At 71.1% G+C, this 25,118-nt stretch carries 20 protein-coding genes; 8 read left to right on the top strand and 12 right to left on the bottom strand.

The genetic code is table 11. The features are described 5' to 3' along the window. Position 1 precedes the first annotated feature (1 nt). The 4 genes from LJ657_RS31350 to LJ657_RS31335 form a co-directional block, all read right to left on the bottom strand. Positions 2 to 199 (bottom strand): DUF397 domain-containing protein, encoded by a 198-nt coding sequence (locus LJ657_RS31350; protein ID WP_232652220.1) that lies wholly within the window; start codon positions 197 to 199, stop codon positions 2 to 4. Next, the gene (locus tag LJ657_RS31345) at positions 196 to 636 is read right to left on the bottom strand and encodes a DUF5753 domain-containing protein (protein WP_232652219.1); all 441 of its coding nucleotides are present in this window, start codon (positions 634 to 636) and stop codon (positions 196 to 198) included. Before LJ657_RS31345 ends, LJ657_RS31350 begins: the two co-directional genes overlap by 4 nt. 224 nt (positions 637 to 860) lie before the next feature. After that, on the bottom strand, positions 861 to 1,028 hold the full coding sequence (locus tag LJ657_RS31340; RefSeq protein ID WP_232652218.1) for a helix-turn-helix domain-containing protein: 168 nt from the start codon (positions 1,026 to 1,028) through the stop codon (positions 861 to 863). 99 nt (positions 1,029 to 1,127) lie between these two features. Next, a complete protein-coding gene (locus LJ657_RS31335; RefSeq protein ID WP_232652217.1) occupies positions 1,128 to 1,763 on the bottom strand; it encodes a hypothetical protein in 636 nt (211 codons plus the stop codon). A gap of 260 nt (positions 1,764 to 2,023) precedes the next feature. On the opposite strand from LJ657_RS31335, the gene LJ657_RS31330 reads away from it, so the two are divergent. From LJ657_RS31330 to LJ657_RS31320, 3 genes are all read left to right on the top strand, one after another. Next, positions 2,024 to 2,488, top strand: coding sequence for a hypothetical protein (locus LJ657_RS31330; RefSeq protein ID WP_232652216.1), 465 nt, complete (start codon positions 2,024 to 2,026; stop codon positions 2,486 to 2,488). 97 nt (positions 2,489 to 2,585) lie between these two features. Further along, on the top strand, positions 2,586 to 3,254 hold the full coding sequence (cseB, locus tag LJ657_RS31325; protein WP_232652215.1) for a two-component system response regulator CseB: 669 nt from the start codon (positions 2,586 to 2,588) through the stop codon (positions 3,252 to 3,254). 26 nt (positions 3,255 to 3,280) lie between these two features. Continuing rightward, the gene (locus LJ657_RS31320; protein WP_232652214.1) at positions 3,281 to 4,516 is read left to right on the top strand and encodes an ATP-binding protein; all 1,236 of its coding nucleotides are present in this window, start codon (positions 3,281 to 3,283) and stop codon (positions 4,514 to 4,516) included. 183 nt (positions 4,517 to 4,699) lie between these two features. On the opposite strand, the gene LJ657_RS31315 is transcribed toward LJ657_RS31320, so the two are convergent. Continuing rightward, positions 4,700 to 5,191, bottom strand: coding sequence for a MarR family winged helix-turn-helix transcriptional regulator (locus tag LJ657_RS31315; RefSeq protein WP_232652213.1), 492 nt, complete (start codon positions 5,189 to 5,191; stop codon positions 4,700 to 4,702). A 236-nt stretch (positions 5,192 to 5,427) separates the two neighbouring features. On the opposite strand from LJ657_RS31315, the gene LJ657_RS31310 reads away from it, so the two are divergent. Continuing rightward, positions 5,428 to 6,252 (top strand): lysozyme, encoded by an 825-nt coding sequence (locus tag LJ657_RS31310; RefSeq protein ID WP_232652212.1) that lies wholly within the window; start codon positions 5,428 to 5,430, stop codon positions 6,250 to 6,252. Positions 6,253 to 6,335: 83 nt separating this feature from the next. Here the strand turns inward: LJ657_RS31310 and lon are convergent, their stop codons facing one another. From lon to LJ657_RS31295, 3 genes are all read right to left on the bottom strand, one after another. After that, positions 6,336 to 8,750, bottom strand: a complete 2,415-nt coding sequence (gene lon / locus LJ657_RS31305; RefSeq protein WP_232652211.1) for an endopeptidase La — start codon at positions 8,748 to 8,750, stop codon at positions 6,336 to 6,338. Between the two features lie 232 nt (positions 8,751 to 8,982). Next, on the bottom strand, positions 8,983 to 9,753 hold the full coding sequence (locus LJ657_RS31300) for a rhomboid-like protein (RefSeq protein ID WP_232652210.1): 771 nt from the start codon (positions 9,751 to 9,753) through the stop codon (positions 8,983 to 8,985). Positions 9,754 to 10,175: 422 nt separating this feature from the next. Next, positions 10,176 to 10,439, bottom strand: a complete 264-nt coding sequence (locus LJ657_RS31295; protein ID WP_232652209.1) for a cupin domain-containing protein — start codon at positions 10,437 to 10,439, stop codon at positions 10,176 to 10,178. A 118-nt stretch (positions 10,440 to 10,557) separates the two neighbouring features. Between LJ657_RS31295 and LJ657_RS31290 the strand changes: the two genes are divergently transcribed. From LJ657_RS31290 to LJ657_RS31275, 4 genes are all read left to right on the top strand, one after another. Further along, on the top strand, positions 10,558 to 11,235 hold the full coding sequence (locus LJ657_RS31290; protein ID WP_232652208.1) for a spermine/spermidine synthase domain-containing protein: 678 nt from the start codon (positions 10,558 to 10,560) through the stop codon (positions 11,233 to 11,235). A gap of 132 nt (positions 11,236 to 11,367) precedes the next feature. Further along, positions 11,368 to 12,105, top strand: a complete 738-nt coding sequence (locus tag LJ657_RS31285) for a response regulator transcription factor (protein ID WP_123967420.1) — start codon at positions 11,368 to 11,370, stop codon at positions 12,103 to 12,105. Further along, a complete protein-coding gene (locus LJ657_RS31280) occupies positions 12,102 to 13,214 on the top strand; it encodes a HAMP domain-containing sensor histidine kinase (protein WP_232652207.1) in 1,113 nt (370 codons plus the stop codon). The genes LJ657_RS31285 and LJ657_RS31280 overlap by 4 nt, the downstream gene beginning before the upstream one ends. Before the next feature lie 291 nt (positions 13,215 to 13,505). Further along, complete coding sequence (locus tag LJ657_RS31275) at positions 13,506 to 17,306, top strand: multifunctional oxoglutarate decarboxylase/oxoglutarate dehydrogenase thiamine pyrophosphate-binding subunit/dihydrolipoyllysine-residue succinyltransferase subunit (RefSeq protein WP_232652206.1); 3,801 nt, start codon at positions 13,506 to 13,508, stop codon at positions 17,304 to 17,306. Positions 17,307 to 17,373: 67 nt separating this feature from the next. On the opposite strand, the gene fxsT is transcribed toward LJ657_RS31275, so the two are convergent. The 4 genes from fxsT to LJ657_RS31255 all read right to left on the bottom strand — a co-directional run bounded on the left by fxsT (position 17,374) and on the right by LJ657_RS31255 (position 25,116). Further along, positions 17,374 to 20,334, bottom strand: a complete 2,961-nt coding sequence (fxsT, locus tag LJ657_RS31270; RefSeq protein ID WP_232652205.1) for an FxSxx-COOH system tetratricopeptide repeat protein — start codon at positions 20,332 to 20,334, stop codon at positions 17,374 to 17,376. Between the two features lie 101 nt (positions 20,335 to 20,435). Then, positions 20,436 to 21,635: an FxsB family cyclophane-forming radical SAM/SPASM peptide maturase gene (locus LJ657_RS31265; protein WP_232652204.1), complete on the bottom strand. Its 1,200-nt coding sequence runs from the start codon at positions 21,633 to 21,635 to the stop codon at positions 20,436 to 20,438. Continuing rightward, positions 21,632 to 21,784 (bottom strand): hypothetical protein, encoded by a 153-nt coding sequence (locus LJ657_RS31260; protein ID WP_232652203.1) that lies wholly within the window; start codon positions 21,782 to 21,784, stop codon positions 21,632 to 21,634. Before LJ657_RS31260 ends, LJ657_RS31265 begins: the two co-directional genes overlap by 4 nt. Continuing rightward, the gene (locus tag LJ657_RS31255; RefSeq protein WP_232652202.1) at positions 21,781 to 25,116 is read right to left on the bottom strand and encodes an SAV_2336 N-terminal domain-related protein; all 3,336 of its coding nucleotides are present in this window, start codon (positions 25,114 to 25,116) and stop codon (positions 21,781 to 21,783) included. The genes LJ657_RS31260 and LJ657_RS31255 overlap by 4 nt, the downstream gene beginning before the upstream one ends. Positions 25,117 to 25,118 lie beyond the last annotated feature (2 nt).

The raw sequence follows: 25,118 nt of genomic DNA, 5'->3' as shown, positions 1-25,118 counted from the left end.
CCTACTTGGCCGCTGCGTGGATGAAGGACGTCCAGGCCGCCGGCGACACCAGCAGGATTGGGCCGTCGGGGACCTTGCTGTCGCGGACGGGTATGACGCCGCGGAAGTTGTCGGCGACCTCCACGCACTCTCCGCCTTCCGCGTTGCTGTACGAGGACTTGTGCCAGCAAGCGGACCGCAGGTCGTGCGTGCTGTTCATGGTGTGAAGTCCTCCGCGAGTAGCCGATCGACAAAGCCCAGGGACGCTTCCGGGGACATGGCCGCGGCCCTGGCCAGATCGTATGACTTAGCGATGCTCGCGACTACGGCCGGATCCTCGATCAGTTGGCCGGTGTGGGCAGTCTCCGTGTAGGCGGCGGACGGCTCCTCGGAAAAGGTCATGACCCTCATCGGGCCGTACATGAGTGGAGTCATCCCGGCTGAGAACGGCAGGACCTGGATGACCGCCTGATGGTTCCGGGAGACGCCGGCGATGTGTTCCAGTTGTTCGCGCATCACCTCGGTTCCGCCGACATGAGTGCGCAGCACGGCCTCATGGATGACGAACCACAGCTCGGGTTCCAGAGGGTTCTTGAGCAGAGCCCCGGCCCGCTCCTGCCGGGCGCCGACGATTTGCTCGATCTCCTGCTCGTCCACCAGGGGCCGGAGCGAACGAATGAAGGCCCGCGTGAAGGCGGGCGTCTGGAGAAGCCCGGCACGACGGTCGTGGCGAAGTCGCAAATGGTCAGGGCCCGTTGCTCCAGCTCGGCTGCCGCCGCGAAATAACCCGCGAACTTGGACCCCTTGAGAACGGCCTCGCACAGCCGCCGGAAGAACCCGTCCGTCTTCAGGACGGAGTCGAACTGCTCGGACATGTCCAACTACGGGTTGCGACCGGCCATTTCCAGGTACCCGATGTACACCCCCGAGCAGAACACGAGATCTCCGAGCCCGGACTGCGACAGCCCCGCTTCCTCGCGGCGCCGCCTGAGCTCGGCCCCGTAGAACTCCTTTATGGAGGCGGGGTCAAGATTCTTCGGCTGAGGCATGCTTCGAGAATAGGCACGCTTCGGAGCCGATCGGGCACGGAAGGTGAAAGTCACGGAACCCCCGGGCTCCCGTCCCGGGGGTTCCTGCCGGACCTGGACTTACTGCTGCTTGCCGAGGTAGGTGAAGCTGTTGTAGTGGTCCCGCGTGAACCACACGTCACCGGTGCTGATCGCACGCACGAACCGGTCCTGGCCCGTCCTCTCGCCCTCCCCGCTGGGGTCGTGGTCGAAGGTGGTCGCGACGTACTCCTGGAACGTTCCCTGGTAGTTCTGCGACGACGAGCCCGCAAACCCCTCGTTCATGAAATCCCGGAGAGAGCCGCCGTTGTCCCAGTATCGACCGCCCGTCTCGACCCACTCACCGTGCTGGCGGCGCTGCTGGTCGACCCAACTGCTGACCTGAATGGAGGTGTCACGGTCGCCGATGTTGCGCCAGTTCGGCCAGCCGATGCGCTGCCAGGTCTTCAGGGTCTTGTCCTGCATCTTTCCCGGAGTCAGCCTTCCGGGGTGCTCTTCGTCGCCCGAGACCGGCGCCTTGCCCTTGTTGGCCGCCCCGCAGGATGGGGGCGCCCCAGGGGGGCACTGCGGGGCGTCGGCGGCGTGCGCGGTGGCGGACAGGCCGAGCCCGCCGACGGTGAGGCTGAGCAGCATGGCGGGAATGGCGACCATCCGGGCACGCCGTGCGCGGCCGCGCCGCTTCTCGGGCGGCGTCTCCAACATCTCGGATGAGGACATGGTGGCTCCTTGGTCTTGTCTCGGATCCTGGTTCCGGACCCTTTCCGGGGCCGTGCGCCCCGGCTGACCACAGAGGACCAGCCGCGCATGACACTGGTCCGGCGGCCGGATCACGGCTGCCGGACGGAAATGACGTACGGCTGTTACAGAGTTGTGGGAGCGATTCCATGCATTGCCGAGTCCTTGCTGTCAGGACATTTCTCGTTCACCGGGGACCGTGAAGGTGGTCGTCCCGTGGGCGCAGGCGGAAAGGGAACGGCATGCGATACGGCGGATCGGCGCGGTACCTGCTGCTCGCCATGAGCTTCCTGGGCCTCGCCGGATGCGGCACGGGGGCCGGTGTTGCGCACGTCGAGGGCCCGGCACCGACCGCGGTCCGCTGGACCGGGCCGGTCTACGTCGACGACGCACGCTCCATCTCGCGGCAGCGCCCCGACGTGATGGATCTGACCGAAGTCACCACTCTGTACGGCATGAAGTGGCGCGGCTGGGGCACGCCCCGGGCGGTCGGGACCGGGCTGGTGGTCGACTTCTCCTGCCAGTCGTTCTGTCCCCACGGCAAGGACAACCCGCCGTACTACCGGGTGCGTCTCGTCCTCAGCGGCCTGATCAAGCGCGAGTACGCCGCCTACTACAGCCACGCCGTGCTCAGCCCCGACCCCCCGCCCGCGCCCCACTGGGCGCGGGACGTCGGTGACCTGCGCCTACGCGTGCCGGCGGCATGACAACGTTTCCGCCCCGCGACTGTGAACCCGCCGCCGGGTCACCGACACATAGGACTGGTCCTCTTGGGCCGGGAGCACCACGTTTCAGGAGACACACATGCACGAGGTCCTGCTGGTCGAGGACGACGAGATGATCCGGGAGGCGACCCGTCTCACCCTGGAGAGCAGCGGTTACGCGGTGCGCACCGCCGCGGACGGGACGACCGGCCTCGCCCTCTTCCGGGAGCAGGCGCCGGACGTGGCGGTCCTGGACATCATGCTGCCCGGCCTGAACGGGGTCAGCCTGGCCGGCCGTATCCGCGAGGAGTCGGGAGTGCCGGTTCTGCTGATCTCGGCCCGCAACGATCCCGTGGACGTGGTGATGGGCCTGGAGGCCGGGGCCGACGACTACGTCACCAAGCCGTTCGACGGGATGGTGCTGGCCGCCCGGATCCGCGCCCTGCTGCGCCGCGCCGCGCCTGCTGAGCATCGGCCGGACAGCACCCCGCTCACCTTCGGTGACCTGGCCTTCGACCCCGAGACGCTGGACGTGTGCCGGGAGGGAAAGCCGCTCGCCCTCACCACCACGGAACTGAAGCTGCTGCAGGAGTTCACGGCCTCGCCCGGCACGGTGCTGACCCGGGACCTGCTGCTGGAGAGGGTGTGGGACTACGCCTGGTCCGGTGACACCCGGGTGGTGGACGTCCACATACGGCGACTGCGCTGCAAGATCGGCCGTGAACGCATCGAGACGGTGCGCGGCTTCGGCTACAAGCTGCGCCCGTAGTGGCCCGGCACATCGGTACGGCTCCCATGAACATCGGCACGAAGGTGGCCCTGGCCGTCGCAGTGGCGGCCGTCTGCGTCGCGAGCGCGGTCGGGCTGCTCGTCCACCGCATCACCGCCGCGGACCAGCTGGCCTCGGCCCGCTCCGACATGGACCGGCGGCTGATGAGCGCCGTCTACGACCAGGCGGCCGGGCGCAAGTCGGAGGCCCGGCTCGACCCGCCGGACCTGCCCGCGGCCGTGTCGGAGGCGGTGCGCCGCGGCGTCCGTGTCACCTACCTCCAGGACGGACCCCATCCGGTGCTGTGGGCGGCGACCCGCGTCTCCGACCGGACCGTGCTCGCCTTGTCGCGTCCTTACGGCTGCGAGGCCGATGAGCTGGCCGAGTTGGACCGGACGCTGGTCACCACGGGCGCGGCGGCCACCGTGGTCGTGTCCCTGGCCGGTCTGGCCCTGGGCGTGCGGATGGGCCGTCGGGCCAGGGCCGCCGCCCATACGGCCGAACGCATCGCGCACGGCGACCTGGACGCCCGTATCGGCCCGCAGGGGCGGGACGAGATCGCCCGGCTGGCGGCCTCCGTGAACGCCATGGCCGACGCCCTCGGCGCTCGGCTGGAGGCCGAGCGACGGGTGACCGCCGACATCGCGCACGAACTGCGCACCCCCGTCGCCGCCATGGTGACCGCCACCGGCCTGCTGCCGCCCGGTCCGGCCGCCGAACTGGTGACGGGCGGGGTGCACAAACTGCGCGGCCTCGTCGAGGACGTCCTGGAGGTCGCCCGCCTCGACGCCGACGCGGTGCCGATGGAGACCGAGACCCGCCAGGTCAGCGCGATGGCCCGGCGTGCGGTAGCCGGGCTCGACGCAGCAGAGGGCGTGGTCGGGGTGCGGATCGTCACGGACGCGCTCGCGGAGACCGATCCACGGCGCGTGGAACGGATCCTCACCAATCTGGTCGCCAACGCGCTTCGTCATGGTGCCCCGCCGGTGACGGTGGAGGTGGACGTCGAGCGGGACCGGGACGGCGACGGACCGGTCGTCAGGGTCCGCGACCACGGTCCCGGCTTCCCGCCGGACCTGCTGACCGTCCTCACCACCTCCGGTCCGCAGCGATTCCGCACCGGCTGCGGGTCCGCGGGAACGGGCCTGGGCCTGACCATCGCCTCCGGCCAGGCCCGCCTCCTCGGCGCCCGCCTCACCTTCCGCAACCACCCCGACGGCGGCGCAGAGGCCAACCTGCGCCTCACCGGGGACGACGCATGAAAGGCAGCCGGACAACCAGCCCGGGAACGGACCTTGCCCTCACCATCTCCCCGGCCAGGCCCGCCTCCTCGGCGCCCGCCTCACCTTCCGCAACCACCCCGACGGCGGCGCAGAGGCCAACCTGCGCCTCACCGGGGGCGGCTGTGCCGACGCCAGGAGCGCGGCTGGGTGACCGGTGTCGGCCTACTTCTCCATGCCCCGGTTCAACTCCCCCAGCAGCCGGGCCAGTTCCGCCACCTCGCGGCGGTCCCAGTGGGCCAGCTGCCTGACGTAGCGCGCCCGCCGGGCGTCACGGACCTTGCTCACCCGGCGGTGTCCCTCCTCGGTGAGGCGGACCAGCCAGGCACGCCCGTCCGCCGGGTCGGGTTCGCGGGCGACCAGGCCCAGGTCCTCCAGGGCGCGCAGCTGGCGGGACATGGTGGCCTTGCCCACGCCGATGTAGGCGGCGAGCTCGGTGGCGCGCAGCCGGTCGTGCTCGTCGAGGCGTACGAGCAGGCCGTACGCGGCGGACTCCAGGTCGGGGTGGACCTCGCGGGCCATCTCGCCCTGGCTGGCCCGGGCGCGCCGCAGCAGAACCGTCAACTCACGCTCCAGGGACAGGTACTCGATGTCCGCGCCGCCCGGTGCCGTCCGGTCCGAGAGCCGGCGCTCGTCCCCGTTTCCGCCTTCGTGCACGTCAGCCCCTGCCTCGGTTTTCCCGATCCTGAAAGTTTCCGCCAGACCCCGTCGTTGCCGCAGCTCCTCAAGTATTTCGCAGGGCTAGACCAACGGCAGACTCCGGGCCCCCTTCCCACCCGCTCTTCTACGTGCGTAGCTTCCTTACCAGGAAACGGTCGACATGCCCACACCAACAGCATCTCGGCGCTGCAGCGCTTCCCCACCGAGCATCACCGAGCCCTCGGAGGCACGCCATGCCCGTGCACAGACCCGGATCGGTCCGCCCCCGGCGCCTCTTGTCCGCCGGGCTCCTGCTCGCCGCCCTCTCCCTGGGCCTCACCGCCCCGGCCGACGCGGCTGACACAGCCAGGCCGCCGCGCGGCTCAGCCCACATGGGCATGGGCGTCCTCGCCCACGACGGGCAGCACGGCACCCCCGCCCCCACCGCCGCCACCCAGACGGAAGGCGTCGACGTCGCCGGCTACCAGGGCAATGTCGACTGGCCGACCTTGTGGAGCAGCGGGGTCAAGTGGGCCTATACGAAGGCGACCGAAGGGACGTACTACACGAACCCGTACTTCGCCCAGCAGTACAACGGCTCGTACAACGTCGGCATGATCCGCGGCGCGTACCACTTCGCGACCCCCGACACCACCAGCGGCGCCACCCAGGCGAACTACTTCGTCGACCACGGCGGCGGCTGGTCCAAGGACGGCAGGACGCTCCCCGGCACCCTCGACATCGAGTGGAACCCGTACGGCGCCGAGTGCTACGGCAAGTCGGCGAGCGCGATGGTCGGCTGGATCGCCGACTTCCTGAACACGTACAAGGCGCGCACGGGGAGGGATGCCGTGATCTACACGGCGGCGAGCTGGTGGAGCGACTGCACGGGGAACTACGGCGGCTTCGCGTCCGCCAATCCGTTGTGGATCGCGCGGTATGCGTCGGAGGTGGGGACGCTGCCGGCGGGGTGGGCGTACTACACGGCCTGGCAGTACACCTCGTCCGGCCCGACCGTCGGCGACCACGACAGGTTCAACGGGGCGCTGGACCGGGTCGTGGCGCTCGCCAACGGCTGATCCTCCCCTCCCTCCCCGTACGCACGGCGAAGGCCCGGGCCTCCCTCACGAAAACCCGGGCCTTGCCTATCCGGTGGCGTCCGTCACGCCGCCACCGGAACCTCCGGCTTCGCGTCGCTCGTGGCAGGCGCGAGGGCCAGCTCCAGGACCTGGCGGACGTCGGTCACGGCGTGGACGTCGAGCTTGTCCAGCACCTCCGCGGGGACATCGTCCAGGTCGGCTTCGTTGCGCTTGGGGATGATCACCGTGGTGACACCCGCGCGGTGCGCGGCGAGCAGCTTCTGCTTCACGCCGCCGATGGGCAGGACACGGCCGGTCAGCGAGACCTCGCCGGTCATCGCCACGTCCGTGCGGACCAGGCGCCCGGACAGGAGGGACGCAAGGGCCGTCGTCATCGTGACGCCCGCGCTGGGGCCGTCCTTCGGGACCGCGCCCGCCGGGAAGTGGATGTGCACTCCACGGTCCTTCAGGTCCGCGACCGGCAGCTCCAGTTCGGCGCCGTGGCTGCGCAGGAAGCTCAGCGCGATCTGCGCCGACTCCTTCATCACGTCACCCAGCTGCCCGGTGAGGGTCAGGCCCGCCGCACCCGTCTCCGGGTCGGCCAGGGACGCCTCTACGAAGAGGACGTCGCCGCCCGCTCCCGTGACCGCGAGACCCGTCGCCACACCCGGGACCGCCGTGCGGCGCTCCGCCGGGTCCTGGGCGGACTCGGGCACGTGGTGCGGCCGTCCGATCAGGGCGCGCAGGTCGCCGTCCGTGATGGTGAACGGCAGCTCCCGGTCGCCCAGTTCGTGCTGCGCCGCGACCTTGCGGAGCAGCCGGGCGATCGAGCGTTCCAGGGTGCGGACGCCCGCCTCGCGGGTGTACTCGCCGGCGAGCTTGCGCAGCGCGCCCTCGTCGATGGCGACCTCGTCCGACTGCAGTCCCGCACGCTCCAGCTGGCGCGGGAGCAGGTGGTCGCGGGCGATGACGACCTTCTCGTCCTCGGTGTAGCCGTCCAGGCGGACCAGCTCCATACGGTCGAGGAGCGCCTCCGGGATGGCCTCCAGGACGTTCGCCGTGGCGAGGAACACGACGTCGCTCAGGTCGAGTTCGACCTCCAGGTAGTGGTCGCGGAAGGTGTGGTTCTGCGCCGGGTCGAGGACTTCGAGCAGGGCGGCCGCGGGGTCGCCGCGGAAGTCCGAGCCCACCTTGTCGATCTCGTCCAGCAGGACGACCGGGTTCATCGAACCGGCCTCCTTGATGGCGCGGACGACCCGGCCGGGCAGGGCACCGACGTACGTACGGCGGTGGCCGCGGATCTCGGCCTCGTCGCGGACGCCGCCGAGCGCGACCCGGACGAACTTGCGGCCCATGGCGTGCGCGACGGACTCGCCGAGCGAGGTCTTGCCGACGCCGGGCGGGCCGACGAGGGCCAGTACGGCACCGCCGCGCCGGCCGCCCACGACCCCCAGGCCGCGCTCGCTGCGGCGCTTGCGCACCGCCAGGTACTCGGTGATGCGCTCCTTCACGTCCTCCAGGCCGGCGTGCTCGGCGTCCAGGATCGCCTTGGCTCCCTGGATGTCGTAGGCGTCCTCGGTGCGCTCGTTCCAAGGGAGTTCGAGGACGGTGTCCAGCCAGGTGCGGATCCAGGAGCCCTCGGGGGACTGGTCGCTGGACCGCTCCAGCTTGTCGACCTCCTTGAGGGCCGCCTCACGGACCTTCTCCGGCAGGTCGGCGGCCTCCACGCGGGCCCGGTAGTCGTCGGACTCCTCGCCGTCCTGCTCGCCGTTGAGCTCGCGCAGTTCCTTGCGTACGGCTTCCAGCTGGCGGCGGAGCAGGAACTCCCGCTGCTGCTTGTCGACGCCCTCCTGGACGTCCTTGGCGATGGTCTCGGCGACATCCTGCTCGGCGAGGTGGTCGCGCAGGTGCTGGGTGGCGAGCTTGAGGCGGGCGACCGGGTCGGCGGTCTCCAGCAGCTCGATCTTCTGGTCGGTGGTCAGGAAGGGCGAGTAACCGGAGTTGTCGGCCAGGGCGGAGACGTCGTCGATGGCCTGCACCCGGTCGACCACCTGCCAGGCGCCGCGCTTGCGCAGCCAGGCGGTGGCAAGGGCCTTGTACTCCTTCACCAGTTCGGTGACGTGACCGGGCAGCGGCTCGGGCACGCTCTCGTCGATCCTCGTCCCCTCGACCCACAGCGCCGCACCCGGGCCGGTGGTGCCGGCGCCGATCTTCACGCGGCCGCGGCCGCGGATCAGGGCGCCCGGGTCACCGTCGGCGAGCCGGCCGACCTGCTCCACGGTGCCGAGCACGCCTGTGCCCGGGTAGCTGCCGTCGATGCGTGGCACCAGCAGGACCCTGGGCTTTCCCGGCCCGGAGCGGGCGGCGGCCTGGGCGGCCTCCACCGCGGCGCGTACGTCGGTGTCGTTCAGGTCCAGCGGAACCACCATGCCGGGCAGCACGACCTCGTCGTCGAGCGGCAGCACGGGCAGGGTGAGCGGTGTGGACGTCGAAGCCATGATCTACCCTCCGGCAGTCAAGTTGAGTTATGCCGACTCAATGCATGGCGCTCCGCGAATGTTCCCGGGACCCCGTTCGCTGTCAGCGATCACGGTGGTGAGGTGGGCGTTTACTGGGGGCTGCCGCCCCCGGACCCCCGCTTTCGGCCTGAACGGCCTCGTCCTCAAACGCCGGACGGGCTGAAGAAGACAACGCCGGGCGAGGTGAGAAGAATCCGCAACCGGGCGGCAGTCAGACGGCCGCCGTGGCCGTGCGGTACCAGCGGCGGATCATCGGCCAGGTCGCGATGCCTATGGCCAGGGAGATCAGGTGGCCCCAGTTGGTCATCGGGTCGGTGAACTCGATGAGGTCCTCGACCAGCATGCCGGCGAACAGGACCAGCACCGGCCAGCGCAGCCAGGGCGTGAGCAGCCCGGCCAGGGCGCCGACGCTGGCGGCGACGCCGAAGCTGATGCCGTAGTCGAGGCGGTGCAGGGAGCTGTCGGGGAGGTGGCCGACGAGCACGGCCAGGCCCACCGGGACCTCGGTCGCGAGCGTGGCCAGGACATGCCCGAGCAGGAAGACGACGGCGGTGCGCGCACCGCCTATCCGCCGCTCCAGCGCCGTCAGGACGAGCAGGAAACAGATCGCGTACGGCGACGCGAGCCCGCCCGCGATCCACAGCGCGCTGGTGAGCAGCACGAGCACGGGCGTCTGCACGAGGTGCGCGACGTCCGTGCTGGAGGCCTGGTACAGGGTGACGACGAGGGACGGGGAGGCGTACGTGGCGAACAGTGAGGTGAGGGCCAGGACCGCCGCGTAGACGAAGGTGAACGGCGTACCCGTGGGGGTCGGCAGAAGCCGCCAGGGGCGGAGGGTGCGGGCCGCGGGGACGGGCATCCGCACGGTCGGGACGACGATGCTCGCCGCGCCGCGCTGACGCGGCATACCGTCCAGGAGTTCGGACACGTCGGGAAGGGGCGCGACCGAGGGCTCGTTGTCGGCCGTCGCGATGGGTTCCACGTTGCGGCGCTCCTTCCGTTGCGCCCCACCCTTCGCAACCACAGGGGCCCCTGTCTGTGACCGACGCCACGCGAGAGGCGATTCACAGCAACCTCTCATGCTTTTCATGCGTCACAGGACAACCCCCGCCCTCCTCGATGGGTTTCTCACGGCCTCAGGAGGTCGACCTGCTTCGCGTGCGCGGCCCGTGTCGCCGGGTCCCAGTCACCGGTGCAGTAGAGGGACGCCTCACTGACGGCGCCGTCGCGGAGGTCGGCGCGTATCGGCTCCCTGCAGTACCAGGTGCCGCCCTGCTCGTCCTCCCACTGCTTCTCGAACTCGAGGACGAGGCCGGTGGGCGTGGCGTCGACGCGGTGCGCGGCACGGTGGCGAGGAAGGGGTGTTGGTCCCCAGGAACCGCACGAAGAGGTCGGCGACTTCCTTCACACGGGTGCCGGTGTCGGTGGCCATGACTGTGCTCCCGCCACGATGCGGCCGACGACCTCCATCGTGCGGTTCGGTTCCGCGGTGGGGCTGAACTCGACGATCTCGGTACCGGCGAAGATCAGGGGGAGGTGGCCGGGGGCGCCGTAGCAGGCGTCGCCGGCGTGGAGGACCTCGTCGTGGTCGGTGTACCGGAAGACGATCTTCCCGGCGACGGCCTGGCCCCAGTGCGGGCACTGGCAGCGGTCAAAGAGCGTAGGCACGCCCCGCCGCGGGCGCGAGGCGCGCGACGCACCCCGCCCGACCGCCCGCGCCCCCGGCAAGCCCCCGTTCCCCGGTAATTCCCCCGGCCGCAAAGCCGAGTTCGTGCAGGATGGAGCCATGACCGCCACCTACGACATCCCTGAGGTCCTGGACCGTCGCGAGGGCCCGTACGGCGAGGTCGTGTTGCGCCGGCACGGCGAGTTGCTGCAGATCATCGCCAACGGGTGCTTTCTCATGGACACCTCGGACGGCCGCTCGGAGCGGCTCCTCGTGGACGCCGCGCTCGACGCCCTGGGCCCCCGGGAGGCGCCGAACGTGCTGATCGGAGGCCTGGGTGTGGGGTTCTCGCTCGCGCGTGCGGCGGCCGACCCGCGCTGGGGCGCGATCACGGTCGTGGAGCGCGAGCCCGCGATCATCGGCTGGCATCTGAACGGCCCCCTCGCCGCGTTGTCGGCCCGGGCCGTCGCAGATCCGCGCACGGAGATCGTGGAGACGGATCTGATCGAGTACGTCCGTGAGACATCCGCCACTTATGACGCCCTGTGCCTGGACATCGACAACGGCCCCGACTGGACCGTCACCGAGGGCAACGACGGCCTCTACTCGGCCACCGGACTGACAAGCTGCGCAAGAGTGTTGAAGCCGGGCGGGGTGCTGGTCGTGTGGTCCGCCCAGCCGTCTCCGGATTTCGAAGAAACCTTGCGGAATGCCGGGTTCCAACGGGTGCGTACCGAAGAGATCCCGGTTGCCCGTGGCGTTCCCGACGTTGTGCACATCGCCGTCCGACCTGGATAGCCGAGGGACGGTGACTCCCCGTACTCTGCTTCTCTGGCGCAGATCATTCAAGCGTCAATCGCAAGCATGCGCAGGCATGAGCCAGATAACGGATCACCCCACGGATTCCGGAAAGCAACTCAGGGGCGGGCGATGGAGCAGACCCACACATCCCACAACGGCACGACGGCGACCCCGGGCGCACAGCGCAGGGTCCTGGTGGTCGAGGACGACGCGACCATCGTCGACGCCATCGCGGCCCGCCTGCGCGCAGAGGGATTCCTCGTGCAGACCGCGGGAGACGGCCCGGCCGCCGTCGACACCGCCGAGGCCTGGCAGCCCGACCTGCTGATCCTCGACATCATGCTGCCCGGCTTCGACGGCCTGGAGGTCTGCCGCCGTGTGCAGGCCCAGCGCCCGGTGCCGGTGCTGATGCTGACCGCGCGCGACGACGAGACCGACATGCTTGTCGGGCTCGGCGTGGGCGCCGACGACTACATGACCAAGCCCTTCTCCATGCGGGAGCTGGCCGCACGCGTGCATGTGCTGCTGCGCCGGGTGGAGCGGGCCGCACTGGCCGCCGCGACGCCCAGAAGCGGCATCCTGCGCCTCGGCGAGCTGGAGATCGACCACGCCCAGCGACGGGTGCGCGTGCACTCCGAGGACGTGCATCTCACGCCCACCGAGTTCGACCTGCTGGTGTGCCTCGCGAACACCCCGCGCGCGGTGCTCTCCCGTGAGCAGCTGCTGGCCGAGGTGTGGGACTGGGCGGACGCCTCCGGCACCCGTACGGTCGACAGCCACATCAAGGCGCTGCGCCGGAAGATCGGCGCCGAGCGCATCCGCACGGTGCACGGCGTGGGCTACGCGCTGGAGACCCCGACGCCATGAGCGGCGGTCCGGCCGGCCGGAGAAGCCCCGGTGAGCCCGAGCCCTGGGGCGGTGTGAGCCCGTTCTCGATCAAGACCAAGCTGGGCGCACTGGTCGTCATCGCCGTCCTCATCACCACCGGGCTGATGATGATCGCGATGCGCACGGCGACCGAGCTGCGCTTCATCACGGTCTTCTCGATGATCGCCACTCTGCTGATCACGCAGTTCGTGGCCCATTCGCTGACCGCGCCGCTGGACGACATGAACGCCGTCGCCAGCGCCATCTCGCACGGCGACTACACCCGCAGGGTGCGCGAGAACCGCCGTGACGAGCTGGGCGACCTGGCGCAGACGATCAACCGCATGGCCGACGACCTGGAGGCACAGGACCGCCAGCGCAAGGAGCTGGTGGCGAACGTCTCGCACGAGCTGCGCACGCCCATCGCGGGCCTCAGGGCGGTACTGGAGAACATCGTCGACGGTGTCTCCCCGGCCGACCCGGAGACCATGCGTACGGCCCTGAAGCAGACCGAGCGGCTCGGCCGGCTGGTGGAGACGCTGCTGGACCTGTCCCGGCTGGACAACGGGGTCGTACCGCTGCGCCGGCGGCGCTTCGAGGTCTGGCCCTACCTGTCGGGCGTGCTGAAGGAGGCCAACATGGCCGTGCCCGCGCGCGCGGGCATCGCCTCGGGCTCCGGCAGCCACACACGGACCGACGTCCATCTGCACCTCGACGTGTCCCCGCCGGAGCTGACCGCGCACGCGGACCCCGAGCGCATCCACCAGGTAGTGGCGAATCTCATCGACAACGCGGTCAAGCACAGCCCGCCGCACGGCCGCGTGACCGTGAAGGCGCGGCGCGGGACGCTGCCGGAGTCGCTGGAGCTGGAGGTCCTGGACGAGGGGCCCGGCATTCCGCGCTCGGAGTGGCACCGGGTATTCGAGCGGTTCAACCGGGGCGGCGCGGGCGCATCCAACGGGCAGGGCGGCGACGGCGGCACGGGGCTGGGCCTCGCGATCGCGCGCTGGGCCGTCGACCTGCACGGTGGCGGGATCGGAGTGGCCGAATCCGAGCGGGGCTGCCGGATTCTCGTCACCCTCCCGGGAGAGACATCCGTTCCAAGTTGACGTAAAGTCCGAACCGGAGCCTCAAGATCCACCGCGGTCCGCGCCAGTGGACACGTGTGATCAGGCACACGCCCGCACGCTGAGCGTGCAGGGCTTGCCTCGGCGTTTCCCGCCACCCTCGTTCCGTACCGGAACCGCGTTTGTTTCCCGCCATTTCCAGGCCCGAAACACGGTTCCCGGTGTGACTTACACGACGATGAACCTGCCCGGCCTGACCTTCCGGGTCTTGGGGGCGTAGCCTTTATTCCCGCTGTCCATCACCTTGTGAAGCGGAAGAGGGCGGTTGCCGCCGTGTCGCCACAGTCCCCCAGTAACTCGAGCATCTCGACCGACGCAGACCAAGCGGGCAAGAACCCCGCTGCGGCGTTCGGCCCCAACGAGTGGCTCGTCGACGAGATCTATCAGCAGTACCTCCAGGACCCGAATTCGGTAGACCGAGCCTGGTGGGACTTCTTCGCCGACTACAAGCCGGGCGCGGCTGCCGCCTCGGCTCCGGCGGGTACTGCGGCCGCGGGGGCCGCAGAGACCACCACCACCCCGGCACCCGCGGCCCCCGCCCCGGCCGCGCAGGCTCCGGCCGCCCCCGCGGCGCCCGCTCCGGCTCCCGCGGCCCCGAAGCCCGCGGCCGCCGCACCGGCGCCCGCTCCGGCGAAGGCCGCCCCGGCTCCGGCCAAGCCCGCCGCCGCCAAGGCCGCTCCCGCGACCGAGACCGCCGACGGCCCGGAGCTGGTGACCCTGCGCGGTCCCGCCGCCGCCGTCGCGAAGAACATGAACGCCTCGCTGGAGCTGCCCACGGCCACGTCCGTGCGCGCGGTCCCGGTGAAGCTCCTGTTCGACAACCGCATCGTCATCAACAACCACCTCAAGCGCGCCCGGGGCGGGAAGATCTCCTTCACGCACCTGATCGGCTACGCGATGGTGCAGGCCATCAAGACGATGCCGTCGATGAACTGGCACTACGCGGAGAAGGACGGGAAGCCCACCCTCGTCAAGCCTCCGCACGTCAACTTCGGCCTGGCGATCGACCTGGTGAAGCCGAACGGCGACCGCCAGCTGGTCGTCGCGGGCATCAAGAAGGCCGAGACGCTGAACTTCTTCGAGTTCTGGCAGGCCTACGAGGACATCGTCCGCCGCGCCCGCGACGGCAAGCTGACGATGGACGACTTCACCGGTGTCACGGTCTCCCTGACCAACCCCGGCGGCCTCGGCACCGTCCACTCGGTCCCGCGTCTGATGCCCGGTCAGTCGGTCATCATGGGCGTCGGCTCCATGGACTACCCGGCGGAGTTCCAGGGCACCAGCCAGGACACCCTGAACAAGCTCGGCATCTCGAAGGTCATGACGCTCACGTCGACCTACGACCACCGGGTCATCCAGGGTGCCGCCTCCGGCGAGTTCCTGCGGATCGTCGCGAACCTCCTGCTCGGCGAGAACGGCTTCTTCGACGAGATCTTCGAGGCCCTGCGCATCCCCTACGAGCCGGTCCGCTGGCTCAAGGACATCGACGCCAGCCACGACGACGACGTCACCAAGGCCGCCCGGGTCTTCGAGCTGATCCACTCCTACCGGGTCCGCGGCCACGTCATGGCCGACACCGACCCGCTGGAGTACCGCCAGCGCAAGCACCCCGACCTGGACATCACCGAGCACGGCCTCACCCTGTGGGACCTGGAGCGCGAGTTCGCCGTCGGCGGCTTCTCCGGCAAGTCCCTGATGAAGCTGCGCGACATCCTCGGCGTGCTGCGTGACTCGTACTGCCGCACCACCGGCATCGAGTTCATGCACATCCAGGACCCGAAGCAGCGCAAGTGGATCCAGGACCGCATCGAGCGCCCGCACTCCAAGCCGGAGCGCGAGGAGCAGCTGCGCATCCTGCGCCGGCTGAACGCGGCGGAGGCCTTCGAGACCTTCCTGCAGACGAAGTACGTCGGCCAGAAGCGCTTCTCCCTGGAGGGCGGCGAGTCCGTCATCCCGCTGCTCGACGCGGTCATCGACTCCGCCGCCGAGTCGCGCCTGGACGAGGTCGTCATCGGCATGGCCCACCGCGGCCGCCTGAACGTCCTGGCCAACATCGTCGGCAAGTCGTATGCGCAGATCTTCCGCGAGTTCGAGGGCAACCTCGACCCGAAGTCGATGCACGGCTCCGGCGACGTGAAGTACCACCTGGGCGCCCAGGGCACCTTCACCGGCCTGGACGGCGAGCAGATCACCGTCTCACTGGCCGCCAACCCGTCCCACCTGGAGACGGTCGACCCGGTCATCGAGGGCATCGTCCGCGCCAAGCAGGACATCATCAACAAGGGCGGCACGGACTTCACCGTCCTGCCGGTCGCCCTGCACGGCGACGCGGCCTTCGCGGGCCAGGGCGTGGTGGCCGAGACCCTGAACATGTCGCAGCTGCGCGGCTACCGCACCGGCGGCACGGTCCACATCGTCATCAACAACCAGGTCGGCTTCACCGCCGCCCCGGAGTCCTCCCGCTCGTCGATGTACGCCACCGACGTGGCCCGCATGATCGAGGCCCCGATCTTCCACGTGAACGGCGACGACCCGGAGGCCGTGGTCCGCGTCGCGCGGCTGGCCTTCGAGTTCCGCCAGGCGTTCAACAAGGACGTGGTGATCGACCTCATCTGCTACCGCCGCCGCGGTCACAACGAGTCGGACAACCCGGCCTTCACCCAGCCGCTGATGTACGACCTGATCGACAAGAAGCGCTCGGTGCGCAAGCTGTACACCGAGTCCCTCATCGGTCGCGGCGACATCACCCTGGAAGAGGCCGAGCAGGCCCTGCAGGACTACCAGGGCCAGCTGGAGAAGGTCTTCACCGAGGTCCGCGAGGCCACCTCGCAGCCGGCCGTCGCCCCGGTGTCGGACCCGCAGGCCGAGTTCCCGGTCCCGGTGACCACCGCGATCACCTCGGAGGTCGTGAAGCGGATCGCCGAGTCCCAGGTCAACATCCCCGACCACTTCCACGTCCACCCGCGTCTGCTGCCCCAGCTGCAGCGCCGGGCGTCGATGGTCGAGGACGGCACGATCGACTGGGGCATGGGCGAGACGCTGGCCGTCGGCTCCCTCCTCCTTGAGGGCACCCCGGTCCGCCTGTCCGGCCAGGACTCCCAGCGCGGCACCTTCGGCCAGCGCCACGCGGTCCTCATCGACCGCGAGACGGGCGAGGAGCACACCCCGCTCCAGTACCTCGCCGAGGAGCAGGCCCAGCAGGCCCGCTACAACGTCTACAACTCCCTGCTCTCCGAGTACGCGGTCATGGGCTTCGAGTACGGCTACTCGCTGGCCCGCCCCGACGCGCTCGTGATGTGGGAGGCACAGTTCGGCGACTTCGTCAACGGCGCACAGACGGTGGTCGACGAGTACATCTCGGCGGCGGAGCAGAAGTGGGGCCAGACGTCCGGCGTCACCCTCCTGCTCCCGCACGGCTTCGAGGGCCAGGGCCCGGACCACTCCTCGGCCCGGATCGAGCGCTTCCTGCAGCTGTGCGCGCAGAACAACATGACGGTCGCGATGCCGACCCTGCCCTCGAACTACTTCCACCTCCTGCGGTGGCAGGTGCACAACCCGCACCACAAGCCGCTGGTGGTCTTCACCCCGAAGTCGATGCTGCGCCTCAAGGCCGCCGCGTCGAAGGCGGAGGAGTTCACGTCGGGTCAGTTCCGCCCGGTCATCGGCGACTCCACGGTCGACCCGGCCGCCGTCCGCAAGGTCGTCTTCGTCGCGGGCAAGCTGTACTACGACCTGGAGGCCGAGCGCACCAAGCGCGGCGCCACGGACATCGCGATCATCCGCGTCGAGCGCCTGTACCCGCTGCCGGGTGCCGAGCTCCAGGCGGAGATCGCCAAGTTCCCGAACGTCGAGAAGTACCTGTGGGCCCAGGAGGAGCCGGCGAACCAGGGTGCCTGGCCGTTCATCGCCCTCAACCTGATCGACCACCTGGACCTGGCGGTCGGCGCGGACGTCCCGCACGGGGAGCGGCTGCGGCGCATCTCGCGCCCGCACAGCTCTTCGCCGGCGGTGGGTTCCGCGAAGCGGCACCAGGCCGAGCAGGAGCAGCTTGTTCGTGAGGTCTTCGAGGCGTAGGTCTCGACGGCAGTGCACAAGGGCCCGGTCCCCTCGGGGGGCCGGGCCCTTGTGCGTTGCGGCGCGGTCAGATCGGCTGGGGTTCGAAGTCCCAGTAGGGGCTGTGCCGTTCGAGGATGTCGTCGGCGTGCGGGTGGTCGGCGCCGAGCAGGGCGGTGAGCCGGTTCGCCGCCTCCGTGCGCAAAGCCCCGGCCTCCTCGCGCTGCCCGAGTTCGGCGAGGTCCAGGGCCAGCCCTGCCCTGAGGCTGATCGTCAGGATGTGCGAGTCGCCCAGGGTACGGGCGGACCGCTCGGCGGCCTCCCGCCCCAGGGCGGCTGCGGCGTCGGTGTCGCCGACGGTGGCCAGCGCGGCGATCCGGTTCTTGGCGCAGCCGATGGCCCAGGGGTGGTCCTGGCCGACCGCCTGCTCCATCTGGTGCGTGGTGTGCCGGGAGAGTTCCAGTGCCGCACGCTTCTCGCCCATGTCCCGCATGACGACGGCCACGTTGTCGCGGGCTCCGATCGCGTACGGATGGCCGTCGCCGAGCTGGGAGGCGTACTGCGTGGCGGTGGTCTCGGCGAGCTCCCGGGCCTCCGTGCCCAGCCCTATGTGGCGCAGCAGCATGGCGTAGTCGCAGGAGACCATGAGCGTCTCCGGATGCAGCGCTCCCCATCGGCGCAGCAGCTTCTCGCGGACTCCACGCATCATGGCGTGCGCGAACTGCAGGTCCCCCACGCGCCGGCAGCACAGCGCCAGATTGTGCTCGGCGCGCACGGTCTGGCTGTGGGTGCGGTCGAGGATCTGGCTGTGCACACGGGAGTTGTGGCCCTGGATCTGCAGGGCCTCGCGGTACTGGCCGAGCAGCCTCAGCATCCAGGCGGTGTGCAGGGCCGAGTTGAGCGTGGCCGCGTTCTTGCCGCCGAGGAGTTCGACCCGGGCCTCGAAGATCCGCCGGTGCAGCGCGAGCGATTCGGTGTAGCGGCCCTGCAGGCCGATGGCGACGGCGAGGTTGCTGCGGATGGTGAGGGTGCGCGGCACCGTCTCGCCGCCCAGTTCGGCGGCGGCACCGGCGGCGGCCTCCTCGAACAGGGCGCGTGCCTCCGTGTACCGGCCGAGCGCCATGAGCGTTCCGCCGAGTCCGTCCTTGGCGCGGATCAGCTCGATGGGCCGTACGTCGCCGGCCTCGGTCAGCCGCATCAGGTTCTCCCGGCCGACCTCCTCCGCCTCGCGGTAACGGCCGAGCCGGCGCAGCATGTTGGCGAGCTGGTGGACGGCGACGAGCACCGAGCGGTCGGCGTTGCCGAAGGCCGCACGCCAGTTCTCGACGACCTGCCGGCTCAGCCACCAGCCCTCGTGGTACTCGCCTCGCATCCGCAGGTACTCGATGCAGTTGAGGACGAGTCCGCGCACCTCGTCGTCGGCCGCCCGCAGCGCCCCGGACGGCTCCAGGTGCGGTATGAGCTCGGCGTACCGGGCCCAGTTGCCCGCTGAGGAGGAGTCGCGCGGGTCGGCGGAGACCAGGACCCTGCGGGCTGCGGCCGAGTAGTACGCGGTGTCGTCGGGCGACTGGATGGAGCGTACGAAACGGTGGAAGAGCCGGTGCATACGGAGCGTGCTGACGGTCTGGGTGTCCAGGCGCGGGCTCTGCTCGTACTCGATCCGCATGGAGGTGATCTCGGACAGCTTGCGCAGTGCGCTGTTCCAGTTGCTGGGCTCGGCGACCAACTCGGCCAGTTCGGGCGGCAGATCACCGTGGCGGGCGGTCTGCAGCAGCCGTACCGGCACCACGTCGGGCGAGAAGCACGCGAGCAGGTTGAGCAGCTTCCAGGCCGGCTCGAAACCCTCGCGCAGCGTGTTGACGAGCTTCGCCCAGGCGACCTCGAAGCGCGGGTACCCGCCGGAGTGCACCACTCCGAACCGGTCCGGCCTGCCCTCGCCGACATCCCGTATGTAGTCACCCACGGACGCGGTCGGGGTCTGGTCCAGCCACGCGGCCATCTGGTCGAGAAGCAGCGGCATGTCCTCGACGGCCTCGGCGAGCCGCCCCGCCTCGTCGTCGGTCAGGCGGTCGGCGCGGCGCCGGACGAACGCGACGCTCTCCCGGCGTTCGAAGGCCGGCACGGTGATCGTCTCGGCGTGGGCGCCCCACTCCGTGCGGTGGGTGGTGACGAGGACGTGCCCGCGCCCCTGCGGCACGATGTCGAGCAGTCGCTCGGGATCGCCGGTCGCTCCGTCCAGGACGAGCAGCCAGGGGCGTGCGGTGCTGTCGAGTTCGCGCCGTACGGCCTTGATCGTCGCCGACAGGTCGCCGCCGTCCGGCACGCCCAGCTGCGAGGCGAGCTCGGCGAACTGCTGGCGTGCGGTGATGCGTTGGGCGGCGGTGACCCACCAGACGATGTCGTACTCGCCGGCGAAGCGGTGCACGTACTCAAGTGCCAGCTGGGTCTTGCCGAAGCCGCCGGGGCCGAGCAGGGCCACGGCGGCGCCGTCCCGGCCGGCCGCGGAGAAGGCGCCGTAGACCTTCTCCAGGAGTTCGGTGCGGCCGATGAAGCGGCGGTTGCGGCGCGGCGCCTGCCACACCTCGGGCGGGTCGTCGGGGAAGCGGGGGCCGCGGGAGAGGGCGACGAGGGTGCCGGGGGCCGGGATGCCCGCGCACTCCAGGACGCGGCTGCGGGCCACCTCCGGCCTGAGGCCGCGCAGTTCGACGGGGGCCAGGGCGATGACGGCCTCCGGCATGGGCTGTGCGGTGATGCTCACTGCGGCGATCCGGTCCCGGTGGGCCGGGAGCACCTGCCGCAGGACGTCGGCCCAGGCCTCGAACCTGCCGTGTCCGAGCCGCTCGTACCAGTCGTCGATGACGAGGAGGATGCGGCCGGGCGCGCTCAGCAGGTCGGTCAGGGAATCGGGGGTCGGCGGGCGGCGCAGCGGATTCCAGCGCACCAGCGTGGCGGCGCGCCCGGCGGCCCGGACCTGGTGATCGATCCATTTGGCCCAGGACTCGCTCTGCCCGGCGAAGACCACCGTGACGTGTCCGAGTTCTGCCGCCATCTCTCAGTTCCCCTCGACCGATCCTGGCCACAACTGTGCACAGGCTATTCGATTGTGCGTCAAAAAGGTTTCCGCAATGAAGAGTTGAGGTCCGCTCGGTCTCATGTGGATCCTCGAACGGTCCGGTTCAGCCGGTGCGCGACATGGCGGATGAGCCGTTCGAGATCCGCGCAGTACACGCTGGGATGCAGAAACCCGCTGCCGGGTGCGTAGCGGTGCACGTAGTTGCCGCCTCCGCACACCTTGCCCACCGGGCACGCGCGGCACTCGTCCGCCAGTCCCTGCTCGCCCAGTTGCCGGGCCGCGACCCCGGGATGACGCAGCGCCTGGTCGAAGCTGTGCCGGAAGACGTCGAGGCCCGTCCGCGAAGCCCCCGCGTACGCCGACCGCAGCGAGTCGACCTGGTCGATGGAGCCGTCCGTCTCGACGACGACGGCCGCCAGCGGGGACAGCCCCACCGCCTCGGCCCCACTCGGCGCTCCGAGCAGCAGGGCGGCGATCTCCTGGAAGAGCCGCACCCGCGTGCGCAGCCGGCCCTCGTCCCACCAGGCGTCGAAGACGGCTACGAGCCAGTCGCCGTAGGGCGTGGGGCGGGGGCGGTACCGGCCGGGGGAGGACGGGGCCAGGCCCGGTGGCGGGTGGGCCCAGTTGGCGTGCGGCAGAAGGAAGTCGACGCCGGGCGGACCGAGTTCCAGCAGTGACCGGTACACGTCGAGCGGGTCCGCCCCGAGATCGATCGTGCAGAGGATCCCGGCATACGTCTGCGGGTGCGCCGTCAGCCGCAGCGCCGCCGCACGGGCGGCGGGCCAGGCGGGGCGGCCGGCGCGGTCGACGCGACGGGCGTTGTGGGCGCCGCGCCCGCCGTCGAGGCTGAGCCCCACCCGGATGCCGGCGGCGGCCAGCCGCTCCAGGGCGGCCGCGGTGAGGCGGGTGCCGTTGGTCTGGACGGTGGCGGTGACATGGCAGTCCGCGGGGACGGCCTGTCGTACGGCACGGGTGTAGGCGAGGACGGGGTCCGGGCCGGTGAGAAGCGGTTCACCGCCGTGGAGTTCGACGCGGATGCCGTCGAGGCGGTGGGCGCGTACGTGTTCGGCGATCCGGTGCGCGGTGCGCAGCATCGTGGCTTCGGGGGTACGGGCCGGCCGGTCGCGCCAGCCGTGGTCGGCACCCTGGTACAGGTAGCAGTACGAGCAGTCGAGGTTGCAGCGGCCGTGGACCTTCAGCACGAACTGGTGGAAGGGGGTGGCCTGATGGGCTGCGGTGTCGAGCTCGGCGTAGGGCCAGCGTGGGTGGGTGGTCACGGGGCGTCTTCGTAACGGGCGACGACCACGGCCTGCTCTTCCCTGGCGTGGAGTTCGGCGAGGATGGCGGAGAGAACCGGGTGGTCGGTGTGGTCCGGGCGGGGGATTTCGGGCAGAGGTATGGGGGTGTCCTGGGGTGGTGCGGTCACTCGGGGGCCGTTTCGGGGTTCAGGCGGGCGAGGGCGGACCTGAGGTCGCGGGCGCGGTCGGGATCCTCGGTGAGTTCCAGAGCCTGCGCGTAGTGCCGTACGGCCACGTCGGCCTCGCCGAGCGACTCGCGGACCCGTCCGCGGCTCATCAGCACCTCGGCCGTCAACTCCGGCATGCTCGCCGCTTGGGCACTGCTGAAGGCGTTCGCGTAGTGATTGTTCGCGTTGTACAGGTGACCGACATCGCCCGTGCGGGCGTGCAGGGCCTCGCACACCCGCCCGCGCTGCAGCCGGCAACGGGCGAGGAACTCGTGTGCCCCTTCGGCGGAGCCGTGGATGGCCGCTCCGAGTATCCATTCCGCCTCGTAGAGATCGGAGAGGACTCCCTGGACCGAGAAACGCCTCCAGTGGGCGAGCGCCAGCTGGCGTTGCCGCTCAGCCAGTCGGGGATCTCCCGAGGGCGTCTCCTCGACGGCGGTGCGCAGCAGCTGCACGGCCCGGTTGACGTCCTCGGCGGATCCGGTGGCCTCGCCCCGCCGGAGCAGGTCGACGCCGAACTCGGTCAGCACCTCGCGCTGCTGCGCGTCGTCCTCGCCGAGCAGTGAGTCGGCCGCCGTCCACGCCTCGACGGCACGGTCCAGATGGGCGAGGTCCCCGGTCCGCTCGAAGCGGTCCCGGTAGACCCTTGCGGCCCACAGATGGCAGTCGAGCAGGAGTGCCTCGTCGTCACCGGCGGCCGCGAGGGCCTGCTCCACTGCCGACATCATCAGCCGGCGTTCCCGGCCGTCCTCACGCGGCGGCTGGAGGATCTCGACGGACGCCGCCACCGTCAGCCAGATGCGGCAGCGCTCTGCGGACGGCAGCACGGTCTCGTCGCGGACCGCGACCAGCAGGTCCTCCACGGCGCGCTCGGCCGCGAGGGAGGCGCGCTCCGGGTGGGGCCGTGCAGTGGCCGGCCCCGACCCCGCGTAGTGCTGGGCCACTTCGAACCACAAGGCGCCCCGCAGCGCGTGGGCGCCCTCCGGCTCGGGGAATTGGATGCGTGTCCCGGCCGCCTCGATGGCCCGATGCAGGTGCGCGAGATACCGCTGCTCGGGATCCGGCACCGGGACGGAGGCTTCCTGGCCCTCCGTCAGCAGTGTGGACCGCGCGACGGCCCGCCGGACGTGCACCAGCGTCTCAGCCGCGATCCGCCTGCGGTCGAGCGCGTCCGGTGTGGTCTCCGCGTCGTCGAGGACCAGGGTGAGGTCCCGGTCGGCCAGGTAGAGCAGCACGGCCTGCGCATGCGCCGTTCCGTCCGGCACCCCCCGGGCCCACTCGCGCAGACTGTCGGGGATCCCGGCGAACTCGACACCCACCCGGCTCGCCTCGCGCGACTGCAGCCAGCAGACCGTCCCCCGGATGAGACACGCCCGCCCGGTCACCGGCCCGTCGCCGACGGCCTCCCACGCGTCCCGGAGGTCCTCCCCCACTCCCCGCACCCGCCACCGGGACAGGAGCGCGTTGGCCAGTTCCTCGGCCGCCGATGCCCGTTCCTTCCCGGACCGTGCGGCCTCCACCGCCTGCCGCAGATACTCCACCGCGGCGTCGAGCTCCCGGGTGGACCCCTGCGTCTCGTACCGCCCGATCGCCTCCCTCCCCCTGCTGAGCAGTTCCCGGGCGTTCGGCGCGGGCAGCGTCGGCACCAGCTCCGGCGCCGCCGGGATCCGCGCGCCGAGGTCGCGCAGCACATCGGCCGACACCTCCGCGAACGCCCGCAGCCCGGCCGGCTCGGGCACATCCGTGCGGGGGTCGGCCACGGGCGCCGGGCCCGGGTCGACGGCCCCGCGCAGGAACGCTCCCGCCATGGCGGGGAAGTTGCGCACGCTGCGGCCGAACTTCCGCTCCACGTAGTCGGAGAGGTGCTTGAACAGCAGCTCGGCCTCGTCGACCGCCAGCCGTTCCCGCAGCCGGGGGGCCACCCCCGGCAGGAATTCGTAGCGCACCGCCTGCGGGTCGTCCGCGTCGTCACGGCGCCGTACCAGCCCGCCGAGCAGCACCTCGGAGAGCACCTCGGGGCCGGTCCCGGCGAGCATCGCGTGCTGTACCAGCTGCATCACGGGCAGGTACAGCGGCACCGCGGACAGGTGCACGGCCAGCCTGCGGGCCTCCCGGGACGCGTTGCGCCGGAACACCCGGACGCGTTCCTCGGCGCTCAGGTCCTGCGCCGCCCGCACCGGCGCGATGGACGCCGCGTGGTCGGCGCGCACCCAGCCCGCGGCGGCCGTCAGGGACTGCCCGCGGGCCCCCGACAGCAGCCGGGCCCAGCCCTCCACCGACCCGCGCCGCAGGGCCAGCACGGGGATCGGCGCCGCGGCCGGGTCGACCCGTCCCTTCTCCGGCGTGAACCCCAGGGTCCCGGCGGGCCCTTCACGCCGGTGCAGCACCCCGCGCCGGGCCGGCAGATGGGTGCGCGTCCACATGCGCTGCGGCAGCGGCTGTACGACGGCCACGGGCGCGGTCGCGGCCCAGCGGTGCAGCAGCTGCTGCATCCGCCCGCTGCGCCACATGGGGCCCGCGCAGTCGCTGAGCACCAGGGTCAGCCTGCGCCCGGTCGGGTCGCTGAGCTGCTCCGGGGCATGCAGCGGACCAGTGCGCTCGGGGGTGGCCGCGAGGCCGGGCAGGCCTTCGGCGGTCTCGTGCAGGTACTGCATCCGCACCTCGCGGAAGGCTCCGGCGCGCTCGCAGACCTGGCGCAGTTCGTCGAGCGCCTGCTGCCACACCGCCATGGAGGTGGAGACGTCCATCACGAGCAGCAGACGCGCCTCACGGCGGCGATCGGCGCGCAGCACCGGCAGCACGAGCCCGGACTCGGCGGCCCGTTCGGCGGTGGCCTGCTCGTCGAGCGTCCTCGGTACGGGGCGCACGGGAGCGCGGTACCGCTGAAGGGGACGTAACGCCCGTTGCAGCGCGAGGGGTTCGGGCAGTGCGGGGGCGGCGGGCACCCGGACCGGCGTCATCCGGACGGCCGCCCGCTCGCCTCCCGCTCCCGGCGCGAACAGCCCGGCCCGGTCCTGCTGTTCGCTCTCGACGGTGGGCGTGACGGGCCCCGGCTGCGGCACCGAGATCGCGGTGGTGTCCGGCCCGCCGTCGGGCGTGGTCGTCAAGTCCCCCGTTCCGTCTGCGCCTTGAGGGGCGGCTTCGCTCGGCCCCGGCAGCCAGCGGGCCAGCCACAGGGCGTCGGCGAGCTCCTCGACCCCGGGCGCGATGCCCGCCTCGCGCAGCCGCGCGACCAGCGCCGTGAGCTCGGGGCTCACCTCGCCGGCCGACGGGTCCGGGGCTCGGGCCGGCATCG

It is taken from the genome of Streptomyces guryensis (genome assembly GCF_021261325.1).
Classification (GTDB): domain Bacteria; phylum Actinomycetota; class Actinomycetes; order Streptomycetales; family Streptomycetaceae; genus Streptomyces; species Streptomyces guryensis.
The sequence above is the reverse complement of the archived record's forward strand: the minus strand, read 5'-3'. Positions and strand labels throughout refer to the sequence as shown.